The following is a 21,396-nucleotide window of genomic DNA, read 5'->3' on the forward strand; positions in this document are numbered from 1 at the left end:
CGTGAGTACAAGATGCCGCGAGGGGCGAGCGTCGGCGGGGGGCGGTAGGGCACGGGCTTTGCGCGTCTCGTCGGCGCGGACCTGCCGATATGCCGGGGCTAGCCGCCCGCCAGTTCGTCGTGCTCCACTATGCCGGCGGCCAAGGCTGTCCCCACGGCTCGCCGCCCGGTTCATTCAAACAACGCTTCGATGTCCAATCCGTCCGCCATCTCCACACGCATGAGCGCGCCCGAATTGCGCGCGACCGTGTCGCTTGCCGCCATCTTCGCGCTGCGCATGCTGGGTCTCTTCATGATCATGCCGGTGTTCTCGATCTATGCGAAGACCATTCCCGGCGGCGAAAACGTGCTGCTCGTCGGCGTCGCGCTCGGCGCGTACGGCGTCACGCAGTCGATGCTCTACATCTTCTATGGCTGGATCTCCGACAAGGTCGGCCGCAAGCCGGTAATCGCGACGGGCCTGCTGATCTTCGCGATCGGCAGCTTCGTCGCGGCGGGCGCGCACGACATGACGTGGATCATCGTCGGCCGGGTGATTCAGGGGATGGGGGCGGTGTCGTCGGCGGTGATCGCGTTCATCGCCGATCTGACCTCGGAAGAGCATCGTACGAAGGCGATGGCGATGGTCGGCGCGAGCATCGGCGTGTCGTTCGCGGTCGCGATCGTCGGCGCGCCGATCGTGTTCCACTGGCTCGGCATGAGCGGGCTTTTCACGCTGGTCGGCGTGTTCGCGATCCTCGCGATCGGCGTCGTGGTGTGGGTCGTGCCCGATGCGCCGAAGCCGGTGCACGTGCGCGCGCCGTTCGCCGAAGTGCTGCACAACGTCGAGCTGCTGCGCCTGAATTTCGGCGTGCTCGTGCTGCACGCGACGCAGACGGCGCTGTTCCTCGTCGTGCCGCGCATTCTCGAAGCGGGCGGGCTGCCGGTCGCTTCGCACTGGAAGGTGTATCTGCCGGTGATGGGGCTGTCGTTCGTGATGATGGTGCCGGCGATCATCGCCGCCGAGAAGCGCGGCAAGATGAAGATCGTGCTGCTGTCGGCGATCGCTCTTATCCTGATCGGCCAGTTGTTATTGGGCGTTGCTCCGCATACGATTCTGACTGTGGCGGCGATCCTGTTCGTGTACTTTCTCGGCTTCAATATTCTCGAAGCCTCGCAGCCTTCGCTGGTGTCGAAGCTGGCGCCTGGCACCCGCAAAGGGGCCGCGGCCGGCGTGTACAACACCACGCAGTCGATCGGTCTTGCACTGGGCGGGGTGGTCGGCGGCTGGCTGCTGAAGGTGGACGGCCCGAGCGCGGTTTTCTTCGCCTGCTCCGGGCTGGTATTTTGCTGGCTTATAATCGCCGCCAAGATGAAACAGCCGCCGCGCAAGGCATAACACAGCGTACTGGGGGCGCGGCCCCGAATCATCCAGAACTCACCCGGCGGCGGGCAGAGACGCTCTTCTGGTCTCCGGCCTGCCGGTCGTGAGACGCGAACCGCGTAGTGCCGCGCCGCCTGCAACAGGAATCAACAGGAGAAACACATGGCATCCGTGAACAAGGTCATTCTGGTCGGCAACCTCGGCGCCGATCCGGAAGTCCGCTATCTTCCGAGCGGCGACGCAGTGGCGAACATCCGCCTCGCGACGACGGACCGCTACAAGGACAAGGCGTCGGGCGAGATGAAGGAAGCCACCGAGTGGCACCGCGTCTCGTTCTTCGGCCGCCTCGCGGAAATCGTGTCGGAATATCTGAAGAAGGGCTCGTCGGTGTACATCGAAGGGCGCATTCGCACGCGCAAGTGGCAGGCGCAGGACGGCACCGATCGTTACTCGACCGAGATCGTCGCGGAGCAGATGCAGATGCTCGGCGGTCGTGGCGGCGCATCGATGGGTGGCGGCGATGAAGGCGGTTATAGCCGTGGCGAGCCGTCGGAGCGTAGCGGCGGCGGTGGTGGTCGCGCGATGTCGTCGGGCGGCGGCTCGCGTGGCGGTAGCGGCGGTGGCGGTGGCGGCGCGAGCCGTCCGAGCGCGCCGGCCGGCGGCGGCTTCGACGAGATGGACGACGATATTCCGTTCTGAGCGTTCCGGCTCGATGCCGAGTCCACCAGCATCGCGCTGATCGACAGAACAAGAAAGGCCCGCTTTCTCAGGAAAGTGGGCCTTTCTGTTTCCAGACATTTTTTACGTCACACGCGCGGACGCGAGCATTGCCTCGCAACTCACCGCCTCAAATGCTCCAATGTATCCCGCAACGGCAGACTCGAAACCACGATCGGCCCGGTGAATGGCGTATCCAGATCGACGATCACATAAACCGCCGAAGCAATCGAAACCGCCCCCAGCGTTATGGTCACCAGCGCCAACGCATTACGCGGCGCGATCAACCCGAAGCTCAGAAAAATCACGCCTAGCCAGAACGACAGCGTTTTGAAGAACGGTTGCGAAATCGAGCCATGCGCTTCCTCGATGATTTTCCAGCGCGCGTCGACGACGCGCCGGTATTGCGTCAACGCGTCATCGAGCGCGCGTTGCTGCAACGCATCCTGCGCGTGCAGTTGTCGCAATTGCCGTCCCACCGTGGTCAGCATGTCGCCCAGATGCACGTCTTCGAGATGCTGCGAATTGGCCGGCGGCTCAGGGGTGCGCGGATAGTCGCCGCTCGGAGCGGGCTCCTGCGGCCACGTCGACGCGATCGCCGCCGCCGTGTACTGACGCAACAGACGCCGTGATTCGTCGGCCGCGCTGCCGAGCTCGCGCAGCGTCGTGTCGAACTCGATCAGCTCGGCCGCATAGGTGCGCACATCGTTCGACACGGTATCGAAGCTCGTCTTCGCCGACGCCGTCAACAAACCCAGCACCAGCGCGGCGAACGTCACCAGCATGCCGATCACGAGCTGCACGAGTTGCACGGTCTCGTGCGCCTTGTGCTCCTCCGGCAAGAGCGGCCGCACCCCGACGCCGAGGCCGGTGGCGATCAGCAGCAGCGCGAATACGAGTACGGCCGAACCGATTTCCGACATGGGCGCGCTCCGGGCAGCAAGGGGCTTCGACAGAAGAGCTGCAGCAAACGGGCTTCGAGACTCCATTGATGTAACGCAAGCCGGGCCAGCGATCAACCATAAAGTTTTCGGCCGATGCGCCGTTGTCCCGAATGTGCTGTTTGCTTAATTTCCAGTCATGTTGCGGACCGGGCCGATCGGCGTGGGCGCAGCCTGCGTGGCCGTGAAGATATCGTGAACGATACGGAACCACCGGCCGGGCAGCCCAAGGAGACCAGTCCGATGTTGAAAAAGCTGTCGATTCGCACCAGCCTCACCCTGATCATCGTCTTCTTCGGTATCGCGCTGCTGCTCGGCGCGGCCGCGGGGTTGTTGTCGCTGCGCTCGTCCAACGCGTCGCTGCAACAAATGTACACGGTCGACACACCCGCCGTCGCCGACCTCGAAGGCAGCTCCGGCCAGTTGCTGCGTCTGCGTCTGGCACTGGCGACCTACGCGTCGCTCGTCGCGCTGAACGATCAGGACGGCGCGAACGCCGTGCTGCAGCGCTTCGATCAATACCGCAAAGCCTCCGACGAGCGGCTCGCCCACTATCTGAGCCATGCGGGTACGGATGCCGGCGAGCAGCGCCTGATCGCCGACATGCAGCACAAGCGCGACGCGTTCCTGCACGACGGCGTCGAGCCGACGCTCGCCGCGCTCAAGTCGAGCGACACCAACGCTTTCCAGCAATTGCAGGCGCACAAGCTGCCGTCTTTGTACAGCGCGTACGAGAAGGCGATGCTCGCGCTCGAGCAGTTGCAGCTCGATCACGGCGCGCAGCGCTATCAGGATGCGCAGGACCTGTTCTACGCGATCAGCATGGCGGTGGCGATCGGCATTGCGCTGTCGCTGGTCGGCGGCTTGCTCGCCCGCTTCGTGCTCGTGCGCGCGATCGTCACGCCGGTCGATGCGACGATCGCGCAATTCCAGCGCATCGCCAACGGCGACCTGAGCGGCCGCATCGAGGTGCTGAGCGACAACGAAATGGGCCGTCTCGCGGCCGCGCTGCGCAAGATGCAGGAGTCGCTGATCGCGACCGTCAACGCGGTGCGTCAAGGCACCGAATCGATCGATACCGGCGTCAGCGAGATCGCGGCCGGCAACGCCGATCTGTCGCAGCGCACCGAGGAGCAGGCCGCGGCGCTCGAGGAAACGGCCGCGAGCATCGAAGAGCTGACCTCGACGGTCAAGCAGACGGCCGACAACGCGAAGCAGGCGAGCTCGCTCGCGCAGGGCGCCTCGTCGCTCGCCGCGCAGGGCGGCGAGCTGACCGAGCAGGTGGTCGGCACGATGCACGGCATCGTCGACGATTCGCGGCGGATTGCCGATATCGTCGGCGTGATCGAGGGGATCGCGTTCCAGACCAACATTCTCGCGCTCAACGCCGCGGTCGAGGCGGCGCGCGCCGGCGAGCAGGGACGCGGCTTCGCGGTCGTCGCGAGCGAAGTGCGCTCGCTCGCGCAGCGCAGCGCGGCGGCGGCCAAGGAGATCAAGGGCTTGATCGACGCGTCGACCACCCGGGTGGAGCAGGGCTCGCAACTCGTCGAACGCTCGGGCACGACGATGAACGACATCGTCGGCGCGATCGCGCGCGTCAGTTCGATCATGAACGAGATCGCGGCGGCGGCGCTCGAACAGAGCACCGGCATCGATCAGGTCAATCTCGCGGTCGGTCAGATGGACGAAGTCACGCAGCAGAACGCGGCGCTCGTCGAGCAGGCGGCCGCGGCGGCGAGTTCGCTGGAAGATCAGGCGCGACGCCTGTCGGCGGCGGTGGCGGTATTCCGCACTGGCAGCGAGTCGCGTGGAGGTGCTTCGGCGGCCGGTGCGAAACGGGCCGGTGGTGCTGGCGAACGGAGAGTGGATAACGGGTTGGTCGCGGCGTGAGGAGCCGTTGCGAACGAGTTCGTCGTAGCGTGACGTGAGCCGCTGCTAATGAGTTCGTCGCAGCGATAGGTGAGCCGGTGCTAACGAGTTTGTTGCGTGAGGCGAGCCGGTGCGAAAGAATTGGTCGCGGCGTGGCGCGAGCCGCGCCGCCGCGCCACCCCTCACTGTCGCACTACTGCATCGCCGCGTAATACCTCGCCACGGCATCGATTTCCTCGGGCGTCATCTGCCGCGCGACATTGCGCATCTGCTCGTTGATGTCGTTGTGCCGTTCGCCCGAAGCAAACGCGTGCAACTGCGCGGCCACATAGGCCGCCGACAGTCCGCCGAGCCACGGCGCCGCGCCCTTGCGATCGAGTTGGCCATGACACGCGGCGCAGGGTGCGATATTGCGTTGCGGGTCGCCCTGCATCACGAGCCTGGTTGCGGTTGCATCCGGTCCTTCGCCGGCCCGGGCTTTCTCGACTGCCGGGGCGGGCGGGAGCGACGCGTAGTACACCGCCAGATCGTGCAGGTCCTGGTCGCTGCGCCCCGCGATGATCGCCTGCATGACCGCGTTTTGCCGCTGGCCGCTCTGGAAGTCGCGCAATTCCTTGTAGATCACGTCGGCGTACTGCCCGGCGAGCGCGGGTGCGGTGACCGGCCCGGGCGCGACTACGTTGTGGCACATCGAGCAGTGCTGCGTCGCGAGCGTCGCGCCGCGGCCGATCGAATCCGCCATCGGTTGATTCGTGCCCGAAGGCGGCAACACGACGACGTTGCTCGGCACCTTGCTGGTCTCGTTGCCGCCGTACCAGCTCGACGGCACGCCGGCGGCACCGCAAATCCTCGCCCACAGGCTGAGATCGCCGAACGCGGTGCTCCGCGCCGGCAGCCACACGAAGCCGATCAGGATCGCGACGATCGCGATCGCAACCGTGCTGCCGACGCTCCACACGAACCACGGATTGCGCAGGGTGAACAGGCGTTCTTCGTTCATCGCGGCGCTCCGATGACGACCGCCGGCACCGAAGTCTGCGGCAGTCTGAGCAACTGGACGATCGGCACGCTGTAGTTGACGACCGTGAGCCCGATCATCAGCGCGACCCACAGGCCGAAGCTGTTGAGCGCGACGGGCACGCGCTCGACTGGTTGCGCGGCGCTCGCGAACTGGAACGTCTGCGGCTCTTCGACGGGTCCGAATTGCGACTTCGCGAGGATATAGACGAACAGCAGGCCGGACACCAGCAGGATCAGCCCGCCGATCGCCGACACGCCGACCCAGAATCCCTGCCCCTGCACGCCGGCCATCGCGTAGTCGTAGTAGGCCATGCGGCGCGGCGCGCCGAGCAGGCCGACCCAATGCCACGGGATCGTGACCACCATCATGCCGATGAACCACAGCCACAACTGCGTGCGCACCAGTTTCGCCGAAATGATCGCGCGGCCAGTCAGCTGCGGCCACAGTTCGTACGCGATCGCGAAGTACATGATGACGATCGCGCCGCCGAAAATCAGGTGGAAGTGGCCGGTCACCCACTGCGTGTTGTGCACGGTCGCGTTCATCTGGTAGCTCATGTTGATGAGGCCGCCCGCGCCGCCGAAGCCGAGCATCACGAACGAGAACGCGAGCACCAGCATCATCGGATTGCTCCACGGCAGCGCGGTGAGCCACCCGAGCGCGCCCTTGCCGCCGCGCAGCCGGCCGGCGATTTCAACCGACGCGCAGATCGTGAACACGGTCAGCAGCGTCGGCACCGACACCATGCCGGTGAACACCGCATGCACGAACTTGAAGCCCGCGCCGACCTGCGGATCGACGAACAGGTGGTGGATGCCGATCGGCATCGCGAACACGAGGAACAGGATGAACGAGATGCGCGCCATCGAATCGCTATAGAGCCGTCCGCCGATCGCGCGCGGCACCAGCGTGTAGTACGCGATGTAAGCCGGAATCAGCCAGAAGTAGACGATCGCGTGCAGCGTCCACGAGAACAGCACGCGCGCGAGACCGGCGTCGATCGTGTGGGCGAGACCGAGCGCGACCGGCAGGATCTGGAACAGGATCTCGAGCGCCGCGCCGACCGCGGTCCACGCCCACAGGTAGGCGCCCGCGACGTTCGCGAACATCGCGAGCGGCACGGGCTTGCCGGGATTCGCGCGCTTCCAGATGCGCAGGTTCACGTGCATCAGCGCGACCCAGATCCACGAGCCGACCACCACTAGCACGACGCCGAGGTAGTAGAACGGACTGCCGATCATCGGCGGATAGAACGTGAACAGCACCGAGGCGCGGCCGAGCGCGACCGGCACCATCGCCATCACGGCGCCGACCAGCAGCATGATCAAAGCGGCCCACGCCCATTTGAGGCCGACGAGGCGCTGCGCCAGCGCGAGTTCGACGATCGCGTAGCCGAAGCCCATCGCGACCAGCGTCGGCAACACGTAGGCCATCACGGTGCCGTGTGCGGTCACGGATCGATAGTACAGCTCAGGATCGCCGATCCACGGCATCAAGGGGCTGCGCACCAGCATCTGCCACGCGCCGAGGCACAGCGCGACTGCGAAAGCGATGAAGGCGAGCCAGAAATGCGCGAGTACGAGTCGCTTAGCGTGGAACACAGCTCAGTCTCCGTGATTGTCGTGCCTGCTCGAAGAAGGCGGCTTTGTCGATCACCTTCACGTGCGCCCACATGGTCTGATGGCCGAAGCCGCAGAATTCGTGGCACGGCATCGTGTGATCGGCGGGGTGGTCGAACTGCGTGTTCAGCGTCGAGACGTAGCCGGGCACGACCATCGTGTTGATGTTGGTATCGGTCACGAGCAAGCCGTGCACGACGTCGGCACTCGTGGTGCGGATCGTGATCGGCGTATCGGCGGGCACCAGCAGACATTGCGGCGTGAACGAGTACTGCTGCGCGATGAAGCGCACGATCACCGAGCCGTCCGGCTGCACCGCGGTGCCGAGATTGTCCTCGGCGAATTCGCCGGACAGCTGCAGGCGCGACGGATCGATCGTCTCGACGCGCGACGGCGGCATCCAGGCCCAATGCACGCCCTGGTACACGATCGCGGCGAGCATTATCACGATCAGCGCGACCGCGAAGATGGCCCAGCGCCGCTCGGCGCGCAATGCGACCTCGTGGCCGCTACCGGGTTGATGAGAAGAGTTGGTCGACATGGTCAGTGGATGATGCCGCGCGGCAGAAATGCGAAAAAGTAGAAGGCGAACCAGATCGCCATCACGATCACCGTGGCGATGCCGGCCAGCGCGATCGCGCCGCGCGGACCGGCCGCGACGACGCGTTCGACTTCGTCGTCGGTCGGCGGGGCGGCGCTGTGCGGGTCGTTCGCTTTCATGTCGATGGTTCTCCTATGCGGCGCTTCGGTACGGCGCCTCAGTGCAGCGGCGCCTTGCGCAACTCGTTGACCTCGTGGGCCGTGACCGGCAGGCCGTGATTGCCCCACGCCGTGCGGATGAACGTGACGACGGCGGCCGCCTCGGTGTCGGTCAACTCCTGGCCGAACGGCGGCATGCCGAACGGCTGTGGATTCTGTTTGGTGCCGGGCGGGAAGCCGCCGTTGAGCACGATGCGGATCGGATTGACGTTCGAGTCCATTTCGATTGACTGGTTACCCGCGAGCGGCGGGTAATGCGGCAACTGTCCCTCGCCGTTGTCGCCGTGGCAGATCGCGCATTTCTCCGCGTAGATCCGCTTGCCGAGCGCGAACACCGTCGGGTCCGGTGTGGCGCTCGGTCCGGTCTTGCGGCCGCCCTGGTCGGGCAGCGACTTCAGATAGACGGCCATCGCGCGGACGTCTTCGTCGCTCAGATGCTGCAGGCTGTGATAGGTGACCTCGGCCATCGGACCGTAGACGGCGCCGCGCTTGGAGATGCCCGTCTGCAGCAGGTCGACGATGTCCTCGATGCTCCAGTCGCCGAGGCCGCCGTCCTTGTCCGAGGTCAGCGACGGCGCGTACCAGTTCTCCACCGGAATCAGCCCGCCCGCGAACTGCTCGCGCGGCGAAGAGCCGCCCAGCATGTTGATGCGCGTGTGGCACATCGTGCAGTGCCCGAGCCCTTCGACCAGATAGGCGCCGCGGTTCCATTCGACCGATTTGGTCGGATCGGGCTGGAACTCGCCCTCGCGGAAATACAGCGTGCGCCAGCCGTACAGCAGATCGCGCTGATTGAACGGGAAGCGCAGCGTGTGAGGGCGGTTCGGCTGACGGACCGGCTCGACGTTCTTCAGGAACGCGAAGATCGCGTTCGAATCCTCGCGCGTGACCTTCGTGTACTGGGCGATCGGCATCGCCGGATAGATCAGCGCGCCATCCGGCTTGCGGCCGGTGCGCATCATCTTGAAGAACGCTTCCTCGCTCCACGTGCCGATGCCGTACTGCGGGTCCGGCGTGATGTTCGGCGAGTACAGCGTGCCGAACGGCGTTTCCATCGCGAGGCCGCCGGCGAACAGCCGGCCGCGCGGCGCGGTGTGGCACGCAATGCAGTCGCCCGCGCGCGCAAGGTATTCGCCGCGTCTGACGATCTCCGGGCGGGTGTCGGGGGTGCCTGCTGCCGTGGTTGCCGGGGCGGTCGTTTGCGTGCCTTGGGGCGCGGCGGTCGCGGCATGCGCCGTGCTCGCGAGCGGTGCGTGGACCAGCAGCGCGAGCGCGAGGCCGCCGATCGCAAGAGCGCTAGCCATGCTTGCCGGGCGCAGCCAGCCGGACGGGCGAAGGGTCGGCTTCATTGCGGTTGGCTCCCGCAAGCGAGGGGCAGCCGCTCGGCGGATGCCGGTGCGGGCCGGGGATCGGCGGGACGCGGCTGGCGCGCGAGCCAGTTCGATACCGCGGCGATGTCGTTGTCGTTCAGCTTGAGCGCGATCGTGTGCATGCAGTCCGGCGCGAGTGCGTGGCGGGTACCCGAGCGCCAGGTGCCCATCTGTCCGGCGATGTAGCTCGCGTGCAAGCCGAGCAGTCCCGGAATGCCCGGCTGCGTGCCGGTCATGCGCGCGCCGTGACAGGCGATGCACGCCGGTATGCCGCGCGCCGGGTCGCCGTGCGTCACGAGCTTTTCGCCGGCGGCAAGCAGCTTCGGGGGCACCGGGGCGTGGTCGGATTCGGGGTAGGGCGGCTGCAAGGCCGCGAAATACTCGCTGATCTGACGCAGATAGTCGTCGGGCAGGAACGCAAGCAGATAGCCCATCGGCGGATAAGTGCGGCCGCCGTCGCGAAATGCGATCAGCTGATTGAACAGGTACTCGGCAGGTTTGCCGGCGATGCGCGGGAAGTAGTCGTTTTTGCGGCCCTGGCCCTGCTCGCCGTGACATGACGTGCAGGCGCGTACGCGCTGGTCCATCGACGGGGGCATCGCGCCGGACGCGTCGGTGGCCGCGAACGCCGTACCGCTCCATAGCGTGTGAAGCGCGCACAGCACGAACAGAACCGCAGAGCCGATAGTTTTGCGATACACACCGGGCCTCGTTGGAGAACTTTCTTATCGCTCGATTTATATACCCGGTGCGCGTGTACGGATTGCCATATGAATCCGGAAACGACGCATCTCGGGACTACCTGCTTTTAATTGACTTGCTATGAACCGCAATTCGAAACGGGCTTGTTCGGGACCGCGAAGTACAGAAGCGCAATGATGATGCAATTGTCCGGCCAAAACTTTGATCTGCGACAATGATCCGCGCTGGATGCGCCAGGGGACGGCGACTTTCGGGCTGCAAGGAGCGGCGCATGAGGCGCTGAAAACGCGCGGTAGCGAGTAGCAGCGTGCAACAATTTATCGGACGCGTCAATAGAGAATACAAAGGAAAACAGGCGTTCCGATAATCGCGGGCTTGGCTGGATGCCGGCTCGCGCGCGCGGGATTTTGCTGCCCCGCAGCTTATCGATCTCAATGCATCACGTGAATGTGATTATCTGATGTCGACCGATAAATTCTGCTCTGAATTTCATTTGTGCCTGTGTCTGCGTCTCATTCGCGTGGCTTCACGTTTTGCGCAAACGAAAGTGCGCGTCACGCGAAGAGCCGCACGAGCGCATCGCGTGCATTGCTGACCAGTTCGCTTTCGCCTGGCCGCCGCGGCAGCAGATGAAACTCGATGGCGGGCAGCGGCGGCAAGCCGATGTTCGCGGCGCACGCCACCACGCCGCCGCCGAGCGACGATTCATTCAGACAGGAAATGCCGAGCCCCGCCTTCAATGCGAGCTGCAGGCCCGCGACGCCGGACGCCGAATGCGATACCACGTACGGTACCTTGTGTTCGTCGAGCAGCTTGACGACGAAGCGCTGCAACTGACACGTCGACGGCAGTAGCACCAGCTGATACGGCGCGGCGGGGCGGGTGGTGGCATCGGCGCAACTGGCCCAGAGCAGCTTTTCGCGCCGCACGACGATGCTCGCGGCAGCGGCACCACCGGCACCACTGGCACCGGCACCCGCGCCGCGCGCGCGCGGCTGGCCGGTGACGAGTCGCGCCGACAAACCGATGTCGAACGATGCGTGATTGTCCGCGCCGCTGTCGATCACCGCGCTCGGCAGCACCGTCACGTGCAGCTTCAGCCGCGGATGCTGCTCCGAGAACGTCTTGAGGATGCGCGCGATGTCGTGCGGCCGGTAGTAATCGGTGATCGCGATGCGCAGCTCGCCGTCGAGCGAGCGGCCTTGCAGGTCGTCGAATGCCGCTTCGCTCATCGCGATGATGCGGCGCGCGTGCTCGAGCAGACGCTCGCCCGCGGGCGTCGGACTCACACCCTGCCGGCCGCGCACGAAAAGCGGCTGGCCGGCGCGCTCCTCGAGCTTCTTCAACTGCTCGCTCACCGACGACTGTGACAGGAACACGCGCTCGGCGCCTGCCGACACGCCGCCCGATTCGGCGACGGCGACGAAGGTCCGCAACTGCGCAAGGTCGAAACCACGCTGGCTCATGATTCGGTTTTTCCGATGGCAACGATCTGAAATTCCGGCTTTTCCGATGGAAAGCCCAGCCGTAGCATACCCCCGAATGACACTCGGAGGGTGTGATGGAAAACGGCTCGATGACAGCGTCGCGCGGCACCGGCGAACGCGGCGCGCAGCATCGCTGGAAGGTGCTGGGCGTGGGTTTTGCCGCGAATGCGAGCTTTTCGGCGGCGTTTTCGGGGATACCGACGACGGCGGTGTTCCTGCGCTCGGACTACCACCTCGGCAACCACGGGCTCGGACTCGTGCTCGGCATGCTCGGGCTTGGCATCGCGGTCAGCGAGTTGCCGTGGGGACTGCTGACCGACCGCTGGGGCGACCGTCGTGTGCTGCTGCTCGGCTTGCTGTCGACCGCGGCCGCGCTCGCCGGTCTCGCGCTGTTCGTGTCGCCGGGCGGCGTGCATGTGCCCGGCATCGTGCCGCTCGCGCTCGGGCTGCTGCTGGTCGGACTGCTGGGCGGTAGCGTCAACGGATCGAGCGGCCGGGCGGTGATGGCGTGGTTTCGCGAAGGCGAGCGCGGCCTCGCGATGAGCATTCGCCAAACCGCCGTGCCGGCGGGCGGGGGACTCGGCGCATTGGTGCTGCCGGTGCTTGCCTCGCACTTCGGTTTCGCGAGCGCCTATGCGGCGCTGGCACTGGCGTGCGCGGTCACCGCCTGGTTCGCGTGGCGCTGGCTGCACGAACCCGCGTCCGCGGACCATACGTCGGCGGCCAAAGAAGCGCTCACGACGGCGACGGCCCGTGCAGCGGCGGCCAGCGGGCGGAGCGTGGACGCCTCCAACGTCAGCACGCCGCCGCGGTTGATTTCCCCATTGCGCGACCTCGCGATCTGGCGTGTGGCGCTCGGCGCGGGCGCGCTGTGCGTGCCGCAGATCGCCGTGATCACGTTCGGCACGGTGTTCCTGCACGACTTCGGGCGTGCCGGCGTGTTCGCGATCAGCGCGACGATGGCCGCGGTGCAGACCGGCGCGGCCATCGCACGGGTCTGGAGCGGCGCGTGGACCGACCGGCGCGGCAACCGTCGCGCGTATATGCGGGCATGCAGTCTGCTCACCGCCGTGCTGTTCGTGCTGCTTGCGCTCGCGACCGGGCTGATCGGCATGCATCACGCCGGAGCGGTCGCGCCGTTCGCGCTGATGATCGTGCTCGGTGGGGTCAGCGCGTCGGCGTGGCACGGCGTCGCGTTCACCGAACTCGCGACGCTCGCTGGTACCCGCCGCGCCGGGACTGCGCTCGCGATGGGCAACACCTGCGTGTTCCTCACGCTGTTCGTGACGCCGCTCGCGATTCCGGCGCTGCTGTCGATCGGAGCATGGCCGCTGGTGTGGACAGTGGCGAGCGCCTGCGCGTTGCTCGCGTTGCCAGTGTTCCCGCGCGCCGCGTCGACGCGTGCGATGCGCGCGACGCGTGCTTGCGATGCGGCGTGAGCCATGGGATCGGAAAGCACCCGCTCATTGCTCGGTAGAACTATGAATTGTCCCGATTCTTAAGCCGGATTAGGAGCGCTCCGATTGTCGTGAATTCGCGAGGGTGGTCAGATGGCTTTTCCGGCACGTCGCTTGAATGCCGCGACGCTGGTCGAGTCCTGCCGGCTGCACAGCCGCATGCACAGCCGGTGCCGCGCGCATTCCGATCATTCCAACAACGAGCGAGACTAGTCGTGGCAAATCTTCGAATCATTCTGGCGGACGATCATCCGCTCGTCCTGCTTGGCCTGAAATCGACCCTGGAGGGGCACGAAAGTCTATCTGTCGTCGGCGAGGCGCAGATGCCCGCCGGGTTGATCGCACTGCTGCAACACACGCCGTGCGACGTGCTCATCATCGATCCTTCCATGACGGAGTGCGCCGGCGAAATTGGCGGCGGACTCGGCCTGATCCGGCGCATTCGCGGCGAGTGGCCGTCATTGCGCGTCGTCGTCGTGACCGCGCAGACGAACGCCGCGAGGTTGCGTGCCATCGCCGCCGATACCGCGGTCAGTATGCTCGGCAAAGCCGACTCGCTCGAGGAATTGCCGCAAGCCGTCTGCGACAGTGCGCGCGGAGCGCGCTACCTGGGTCGTTCGGTGGTGGAGACGCTCGCGCGTCCGGAGCCGGACGACGGACTGTTCGTGCCGCCCCTGTTGTTGTCGAGGCGGCAGACCGACATCCTGCGCAGGCTGGTGAGCGGCGAGTCCATCGTGCAGATCGCGGCGGCGCTCGGCTGCCATCGCCGCACGGTGAGCCGGCAAAAGCGCATGGCGATGGCACGGCTCGGCGTCAACGACAAGCCCACGCTTTTTTCCTGTGTGCGCACCTTCGGCACGCACCTCGTCGAATCGGAAATCTAAGCATCAGGCAAACCGTTGCTCGGTCCATTTCAGAGCGATCCGAAGTTTGTCGCAAAAGAAATGCTCGACCATTGCTTGAGCCCCGGGCACACATAACAAGGTGTCGAGAAATGAAAGTATCGAGGAGCGCCAGACGATGAACCTCATGGCTGCATCAGGCACGCCTGTTCGAACGATCATTGCGGACGATCATCCGCTGGTTCTGCTGGCCATAGAAAATCTGATTGGTAAATATCCCGGCCTGAAGGTGGTCGGCCGCGCGGCGGACGTCGCCGAACTGTTCATCGAAGTCGATCGCAGTCCTTGCGATATCGTGCTGATGGACCTTTACATGCCAGGAGGACACAACGACAACCGGTTCGACGTCGTCAGGCAGTTCAAGAGGCGCTATCCCAACGTGGCGCTCGTCATTCTGACAATGGAAACGGAGGCGGCGACGCTGCGCAAGGTGATGTCGCTCGGCGTGGATGGGCTGCTGAGCAAACGTGATCGTATCGATCTGATCCATGTAGCGGTGGTCATGGCGCTGGCGCGCGAATGTTATGTCGGTCCAGCGGTGCGCGCCATGCTTACCGACGTCACGCTCACTCAACGCCTCGACTTCGTGCGCGCCACTCTGTCTCGCCGCGAGTTCGAGGTATTTACGCAGTACGCGTCGGGACTCGGCGTCACGGAAATCGCCAGGCGACTGGGACGTAGTGTGAAGACGATCAGCGCGCAGAAGTGCACGGCCATGCGCAAGCTGTCGCTGAACAGCGACGCCGAACTGTTTCGCTTCGCCGTCGAGTATGGCGTAGTGCCAGAAGGGCTTGGTCAGGTTCGCTAACCGGGCGGCAACATGCCGCGCAGGTGCGCGACGAATATATCGGCATAACTGGGGGACACGTTTCGTGCGGTATGCCGATCGACAACATAAGAAAGTCACGGAAAAGAATGGCAAACAAGATTCACGTCGTCGTGGCGGATGATCACGACTCCATTCGAGCGGGCGTCCGATCTTTGCTGCGGAACAAGCCCAATATCGAAATCGTCGGCGAAGCGGCCGACACCTATGGCCTCGCGAAGCTGCTCGATGCCTGCGTATGCGACGTCCTCGTGTCGGACATTGGCATGCCGGGACTCGACGGAGATACCAGCGCGGTGCCGCTGTTGCGTCGGCTGCTAAGGCGCACGCCGCATCCCCACGTGGTCGTGCTGACTATGATCGGGCGCGCGCATGTGTTGGCAGGCTTGCGCAATATCGGTGTGACTGGAATTGTCGACAAGCGCGACGCCGTGGACGCATTGATCGACGCAATCGAAGCCGTTGCCGCCCGGGGGCACCCATCTATCTGAGCAGGTTCGGGCCGCACTCGCGGCTGCGGAGCCCGCACCGCCCCGGCGCGGTGGTGCGATGAGCGCGCGCGAGTGGGAGGTGTTTCAACTCTATGCACGAGGCCTCGCCGTGCACGAGATCGCCACACGCTTGCAACGAAGCGACAAAACCATCAGCACGCAAAAGCGCAGCGCGATGCGCAAGCTCGGATTGGAAACAGAGGCCGACCTGATCAACTACGCCACTCAGATTGGCCTGATATGACGTGCTGCGATGGTCACAAATTCCTGTTTTCGAAGGCTTTGATGTGGAACGCATCAGACTTATCCGATTGGCACGGCGTAGGGGGCACCCAATAATTCTGGCCGCCGCCGGTCATTGCGCGCCTTGCGCCGCAATTGCCGCTGTGGCTAGTTCGTGATCCGGTTGCCAATGGATCAGGGGAATCCGGTGCAGAGGTCTTCGCGCGATCGTCTGGTGTCTGTGCCTCGTACTTGACGGAAGGGATAGAAATGGTTGCGCTAGGCAAACGATTATGGAGCGAGGGTGTGGGTACGGCATGGCTGGTGTTCGTCGGCTGCGGCAGTACGGTGCTGGACACCACGGGCGTGCTGCAGGCCAGTGGTGCGTTACAAATGTCGTTGGCGTTCGGTCTTGCGTTCGCTACCGGCAGCTATGCCTTCGGCAAGATTTCCGGCGCGCATTTCAATCCTGCCGTCACCGTCGGCCTCACGGTCGCGCAGCGCTTTCCCGTCCGTGATGTGTTGCCGTATTTCGCCGCGCAAATCGCGGGCGCAATCGTGGCCGGCGCGCTTCTCGCCTACCTCGCCAGCGGCCGGCCCGGTTTCGATCTGACCGCGAGTGAATTCGCGGCGAACGGCTACGGCGCACATTCGCCCGCCGACTATCCACTGCATTCGGCGCTGGTCGTGGAATTCGTGCTGACGTTCGTGTTCGTCGGGGCATGCCTGCTGGTCGTCGTCCGAAAAGAGATGGCAACGGTTGCGCCGGTCGTCACCGGCGCATGTCTGATGCTTGTCTACCTGGTGTCCATTCCGGTCACCAATGGAACGGTCAATCCTGCCCGCTCGACCGCGCAGGCGCTATTCGTCGGCAACTGGGCGCTGGATCAGTTATGGATGTTCTGGGCCGCGCCCTTGGCCGGCGCAATCGCGGCTGGCGTCCTGTTTGCGTGGCTGGACGGCCGAGCCGATTCGTCCCCGGTATCGTCGGTGGACGGGCAGGGTGACGTTTCGTGAGCGAGGGACGGTACCCATCAATTCCGGTAGATGCGGGTTCTCAAGGCGTGGCAGCACCGACATCGGGGCTGAGGTGTTTGTTGCGGTGTCTGTGGCCGCGCTTGCCGCGCCACTCAATGGTGTGTTGGCTCGCATCATGTCTGCTGGCTGCCACGCATGCGCTCTGCATAGCCGCGCCTGCCGGCGCTGAGTCAGCGTCATCCGTCATCTCCGCGGTACGAACCGTCTCTTCCGCGTCGTCACCCAATGCATTTCCTGCCAGATTGACCGTCGGCATACTCGAAGGCGGCTGGCCCCCATTCGACATCCCGCAGGACGGCCGGCTCGCCGGCGTCAGCGGCGACCTGTTGCGCGCGCTCGTCGGGCCGAACGTCGTCATCGAGACGAAGCGTTTTCCCGACATGGCCACACTGACCGCCGCGGCCTGCGCTGGCGACGTCGACCTGCTGACGAGCACCGCACGCACTCCAGAGCGGGAGCGCTGCCTCAGCTTTACGGCTCCGTATTTCCACTCGTTCGCCTCGGCCGTTGTGCGTCGCGATGACGCCCGTTATGTGAACCCCGCTGACGTCGCTGGGGCGCGTATCGCGATCGAGCGTGGTTTTGCGCGAGAGCGGCTGTTGCGCGCAGGCTTTCCGCGCGCGAGGATCGTGTCGTTCGCGAGCACCCGCGAAGCGCTGAACGCGCTACTGCACGGCGATGCCGACGTGTACTTCGGCTTCACGCCGGTCGTGCAATACCAACTGGCGACCGACGCGTATCGCAGCCTGCGCGTAGCGTTCGAGCAAGGCGGCAAGGCGCTCGACCTGCGCTTTGCCGTCTCGCCCCGCCAACCTGCTTTGCGCGATCAACTGAACCGCGCGCTCGTGTCGATGAACCCCGCCGAGGCCGCCGCGATTCGCGCGCGCTGGCTGTCCGGCAACTTCAATGCGGCGCCCGCGCCGGATGTGCCACGCTTCACGTTAACGCCGGAAGAAAAGAACTGGCTGCGTTCGCTGCCGCCGTTGCAGATCGGCTTCGACAACGACTGGGCACCGTTCAGCTATGTTGACGCCGCCGGTCGCCCCGTCGGTCTGACCGCCGATTACCTCGCGTACCTGAGCAGCACGCTCGGTGTCGTGTTCAACCGCGCGCGCATGGCCGACTGGGTTGCCACCGTCGAAGCGTTCCAGCGTGGCGAGCTCGCGATGCTGTCGTCCACATCGAGTCGCAATGCACTTCTCGTAGGCGCCGACCATAGCCGTGTGTACGAGAGCGATCCGCTGGTGATCGTCGGGCGCAGCGGCACACCGCTCCCATGCTCGTTCAACGACATCACATCGTGCCGCGTCGTGATGTCGCCGCACGTTGCCGGCTCGGTGCCGCTCGCGTTGGAAGCGGTGCCGGTCGATCACATCGTCGTCGCGGCGAGCCTGGGCGATGGGCTGCGCATGGTCGCGAGCGGCGAGGCCGACGTGCTGGTCGGCAACGCCGCCGCGATCAACGTGCAACTGCTGCAGCACTACGTCGGCGCACTTAGAGTGCTCGATTCGCTCGGCGAATCCGACTCGTTGTATTTTGCGGTGCGCGAGGATCTGAGCCCGCTCGTCAAGCTGATCGATCGCGCGTTGCAGGCGATGCCTGCAGGCGAAAAGCAGCGCATCCGGCGCAAGTGGGTAAGTCCCGCCGCGCCGAACAACGCGATATGGAGCGTGACCGCGGTGCGGCTGCTGCCGGTGCTGATCGGCATCGGCGTGGTGCTGCTCGTCACGTTGCGCGCGTACGTGCTGCTGCAACGCGAAGTCCGGCTGCGCCAGCAGACCGAACGCGAACTCGCGCTGCAACTGAACTTCCAGGAAACGATGATGAAGACGGTGCCGTATCCGCTCATCGCGAAGGGCCTGGACGGACGGTACATCGCGATCAACGAGGCCTATGAGAAAGCGTGCGGGCTGAACCGCAAGGACGTGCTCGGGCGTACGACGGTCGAGGTCGGCACATGGGGCGACGCAAACAGCCGCAAGCTCGACGACATGACGCGCGAGATCCTGCGCGGCGGCGGCATCGCGAAAGTCGAACTCCAGTTCGAGGACGGCGCTGGCGAGTCGCGGCATGGGATTTTCTGGACCAGCGTCTGCGAAGGCAGCGATCGGCAGCCGGCGTACGTGCTCGGCACGATGGTCGACATCACCGACATCCGGCGTGCCGAAATGCGCGCGCGCGAAACCGAACGGCGCCTGTTCGACGTCACGCGCTCGTTGCCGGCCGTTGTGTTCCAGTTGCGGCGCTCTCCGGACGGCGAGTATTCCTTTCCGTACATCGGCGGCGACATGCGGCATCTGCTCGGCGAAGGTGATTCGCATGAGGGAGCGCGAGTCGGCTTCCAGCGCGTGTCGGAGTTGGATCGGCCGCTCGTTCTTGCCGAACTTGAGCGTTCCGCGAAACGGGCTACTCCGGTGCATACGGAGTTCCGCCTGGAAAGCGCCGGTCAGCCAAAGTGGATGCGGGCCGAGCTGGTGCCACGGTGTGAAGCCGATGGCAGCGTCGTTTGGAGCGGCTATTGGGTCGATGCGAGCGTCGAGCGCGCGCGTTCGGAGGAGCTCGCGCGAGCACGCGACGTGGCGGAGGCGGCCTCCCGCGCGAAGGACAACTTCTTCGCGATGATGAGCCACGAGATCCGCACCCCGATGAACGGCGTACTGGGGCTCGTCGAGGTGCTCGAGCGCACGCCACTCAGTACCGATCAGAGCGAAATGCTCGGCATGATCAACGAGTCGGCGGGCGCGCTGCTGCAGATTCTCGATGATCTGCTCGACTATTCGAAGATCGAGGCCGGGCGACTCACGCTAGAAGCCGAGCCGATCGATCTACGCGAGCTCGTCGATAACGCAGTCGGCCTGCTCGCGGGGCGCGCTCACGAAAAAGGGCTGAGAGTCCGCGTTGAGATCGCGGCCGACGTCGCTGCGACGCTTCGTGGCGACAGCGTGCGTCTGCGCCAGATCCTGTTCAACCTGCTCGGCAATGCGATCAAGTTCACGCCGAAGGGGGAGGTGGGTGTGAGGGTGGCGGTCGTCGGAGATCGCGCGGATTCGCAGACGTTGGAGCTGACCGTGCAGGACACCGGCATCGGCATCGCACCGGAACTGCAGGCGGGTCTGTTCGAGCCGTTCGTGCAGGCGGAATCGTCCACCACGAGGCGCTTTGGCGGCACGGGCCTTGGGCTGACGATCTGCCGCAAGCTGATCGACCTGATGGACGGCACGCTGACGCTGCGCAGCGAACCTGGCCACGGCACGAGCATGATCGTGCGGCTGACGATGCCGGTCGTCGCGCGGTGCTACGCGGTCAACGGTCTGCGCGGAAAGCGAGCCGTGGTGATCACGCAGGATCCGCGCATCGGCCGGGCTCTCGCACACTTTGGCGAGGCGCTCGGGCTCGAACTGTGCAGCCTCGCGCCCACCGCGGCGATGCTGGGCAAAAGCGCTGCGCTGAGTCGCGCAGATGTGCTGTTCGTCGGCGAGGACTTCACGTTGCCCGTGCATATCGATGCAAATACGCGTGTCCTCACGCTGACCGAAAAACCGAAGCCGACGGGTTACCGCATCCTCGACGACAAGGTCCGCGTGAGCATCAATCCGATTTCGTGGCGCGGCCTCAGCGCTGCATGCGCGGCCGCGATGGCGGGGCTGCCGTCGATGTCCCCGATGGCGTCGCGAACGGTCGCCGTGCCGTTTACGGCCGATGGCGTTGCGCCGCCGCCGGATCGTGAACGCGCGATCGCGAGTGGGCGGCTGATTCTTGTCGCGGAAGATCATCCGGTCAATCAGGAACTGATCCGCCATCAACTCGCCCTGCTGGGTTTCGCATGCGACGTCGCAAACGATGGCGTCGAAGCGCTCGCCGCGTTGGAGCGCTCGAGCTATGGCTGTCTGATCACCGACTGTCACATGCCGAACCTGTCCGGCTACGAACTGACCCGCCATATCCGCGAAGCGGAGGCAATGCGCGACGACGCTCAGCGTCTGCCGATACTCGGCATCACGGCTAATACCGCGCCCGACGATCTGCGTCTGTGCCGCGAAGCCGGCATGGACGACAGTCTGATCAAGCCGACCCGGCTCGCCACGTTGCGCGACCACTTGAACCGCTGGTTTGGCACCGACAGCGTTCGGCACCCCGCGCCGGCCCAAACATCCAGTCGCGAGTCGTCCACGCCAGCCGGCGATCGGCCGGCCATGCCGCGCGTCGTTGCCGGGCCGTTCGTGCCGGTCGAACTCGCACACATGATCCAGCTATGGGGAAGCGAGTCGACGGTCAAGGCCTTGCTCGGTTCATTCGTGTCGTCGACGCGCGACGACATCAAAGCGCTTGCGCCGTTACTCGAACGCGCGGACGTGCGGCGGGTGCACGAGTGGCTGCATCGGGTGACCGGGGCGGCGAGCGTGCTGCAGTATCGGCCGCTCGTTCTGGCGCTCGAACCCTATCGCGGCGACATTGCCGCGATGTCGCCCCAGCAGTTGCGTGATGAGGGGCATGCGCTGATCCGCCAATGCGAGGCGATGCTCGATGGCATCGAACAGCAGGCCGCATTGCCCGGCTAGCCAGAGGCGCGCCGTGACCTCGGGCAAATACACGGGCGATTCAAACCGCGGCCG

Annotated in this window: 16 protein-coding genes and 1 pseudogene; 9 read left to right on the top strand and 8 right to left on the bottom strand. The window is 65.2% G+C overall.

The window, feature by feature from the left end:
* Positions 1-189: 189 nt before the first annotated feature.
* Both L0U84_RS01710 and L0U84_RS01715 read left to right on the top strand, forming a co-directional pair.
* Complete coding sequence (locus tag L0U84_RS01710) at positions 190-1,377, top strand: MFS transporter (protein WP_233846876.1); 1,188 nt, start codon at positions 190-192, stop codon at positions 1,375-1,377.
* Between the two features lie 147 nt (positions 1,378-1,524).
* Positions 1,525-2,061, top strand: coding sequence for a single-stranded DNA-binding protein (locus L0U84_RS01715; protein WP_233846878.1), 537 nt, complete (start codon positions 1,525-1,527; stop codon positions 2,059-2,061).
* 140 nt (positions 2,062-2,201) lie between these two features.
* Here L0U84_RS01715 and L0U84_RS01720 read toward each other — a convergent pair whose 3' ends face one another.
* A complete protein-coding gene (locus tag L0U84_RS01720) occupies positions 2,202-3,002 on the bottom strand; it encodes a bestrophin-like domain (RefSeq protein WP_233846880.1) in 801 nt (266 codons plus the stop codon).
* A gap of 261 nt (positions 3,003-3,263) precedes the next feature.
* Between L0U84_RS01720 and L0U84_RS01725 the strand changes: the two genes are divergently transcribed.
* Positions 3,264-4,910, top strand: a complete 1,647-nt coding sequence (locus tag L0U84_RS01725; RefSeq protein WP_233846882.1) for a methyl-accepting chemotaxis protein — start codon at positions 3,264-3,266, stop codon at positions 4,908-4,910.
* A gap of 172 nt (positions 4,911-5,082) precedes the next feature.
* On the opposite strand, the gene L0U84_RS01730 is transcribed toward L0U84_RS01725, so the two are convergent.
* The 7 genes from L0U84_RS01730 to L0U84_RS01760 all read right to left on the bottom strand — a co-directional run bounded on the left by L0U84_RS01730 (position 5,083) and on the right by L0U84_RS01760 (position 11,826).
* A complete protein-coding gene (locus tag L0U84_RS01730) occupies positions 5,083-5,889 on the bottom strand; it encodes a c-type cytochrome (RefSeq protein WP_233846899.1) in 807 nt (268 codons plus the stop codon).
* Entirely contained in the window at positions 5,886-7,511 is a 1,626-nt protein-coding gene (locus tag L0U84_RS01735) for a b(o/a)3-type cytochrome-c oxidase subunit 1 (RefSeq protein WP_233846901.1), read from the bottom strand. Before L0U84_RS01735 ends, L0U84_RS01730 begins: the two co-directional genes overlap by 4 nt.
* Positions 7,498-8,070, bottom strand: a complete 573-nt coding sequence (locus tag L0U84_RS01740) for a cytochrome C oxidase subunit II (protein WP_233846903.1) — start codon at positions 8,068-8,070, stop codon at positions 7,498-7,500. Before L0U84_RS01740 ends, L0U84_RS01735 begins: the two co-directional genes overlap by 14 nt.
* Positions 8,071-8,072: 2 nt before the next feature.
* Positions 8,073-8,249: a hypothetical protein gene (locus L0U84_RS01745; RefSeq protein WP_233846905.1), complete on the bottom strand. Its 177-nt coding sequence runs from the start codon at positions 8,247-8,249 to the stop codon at positions 8,073-8,075.
* Positions 8,250-8,287: 38 nt separating this feature from the next.
* Positions 8,288-9,637 carry a c-type cytochrome gene (locus tag L0U84_RS01750; RefSeq protein ID WP_233846907.1) on the bottom strand — a complete coding sequence of 450 codons (1,350 nt, stop codon included), beginning with the start codon at positions 9,635-9,637 and terminating at the stop codon, positions 8,288-8,290.
* Positions 9,634-10,359: a c-type cytochrome gene (locus tag L0U84_RS01755; RefSeq protein ID WP_233846909.1), complete on the bottom strand. Its 726-nt coding sequence runs from the start codon at positions 10,357-10,359 to the stop codon at positions 9,634-9,636. Before L0U84_RS01755 ends, L0U84_RS01750 begins: the two co-directional genes overlap by 4 nt.
* A gap of 555 nt (positions 10,360-10,914) precedes the next feature.
* A complete protein-coding gene (locus L0U84_RS01760) occupies positions 10,915-11,826 on the bottom strand; it encodes a LysR family transcriptional regulator (RefSeq protein ID WP_233846911.1) in 912 nt (303 codons plus the stop codon).
* A gap of 95 nt (positions 11,827-11,921) precedes the next feature.
* Here L0U84_RS01760 and L0U84_RS01765 point away from each other — a divergent pair, with 95 nt between their 5' ends.
* The 6 genes and pseudogenes from L0U84_RS01765 (at position 11,922) to L0U84_RS01790 (ending at position 21,342) form a co-directional block, all read left to right on the top strand.
* Positions 11,922-13,286 (top strand): MFS transporter, encoded by a 1,365-nt coding sequence (locus L0U84_RS01765; protein ID WP_233846913.1) that lies wholly within the window; start codon positions 11,922-11,924, stop codon positions 13,284-13,286.
* 233 nt (positions 13,287-13,519) lie between these two features.
* A complete protein-coding gene (locus L0U84_RS01770) occupies positions 13,520-14,188 on the top strand; it encodes a response regulator (RefSeq protein ID WP_233851906.1) in 669 nt (222 codons plus the stop codon).
* Positions 14,189-14,324: 136 nt separating this feature from the next.
* Positions 14,325-15,014 (top strand): response regulator transcription factor, encoded by a 690-nt coding sequence (locus tag L0U84_RS01775; RefSeq protein WP_233846915.1) that lies wholly within the window; start codon positions 14,325-14,327, stop codon positions 15,012-15,014.
* 107 nt (positions 15,015-15,121) lie between these two features.
* Positions 15,122-15,767: pseudogene (locus tag L0U84_RS01780) on the top strand (response regulator).
* A gap of 248 nt (positions 15,768-16,015) precedes the next feature.
* The gene (gene aqpZ / locus L0U84_RS01785) at positions 16,016-16,762 is read left to right on the top strand and encodes an aquaporin Z (protein ID WP_233851907.1); all 747 of its coding nucleotides are present in this window, start codon (positions 16,016-16,018) and stop codon (positions 16,760-16,762) included.
* A gap of 116 nt (positions 16,763-16,878) precedes the next feature.
* The gene (locus L0U84_RS01790) at positions 16,879-21,342 is read left to right on the top strand and encodes an ATP-binding protein (RefSeq protein ID WP_233846924.1); all 4,464 of its coding nucleotides are present in this window, start codon (positions 16,879-16,881) and stop codon (positions 21,340-21,342) included.
* Positions 21,343-21,396 lie beyond the last annotated feature (54 nt).

The sequence above is a fragment of the Paraburkholderia sp. HD33-4 genome (genome assembly GCF_021390635.1).
Lineage (GTDB): Bacteria > Pseudomonadota > Gammaproteobacteria > Burkholderiales > Burkholderiaceae > Paraburkholderia.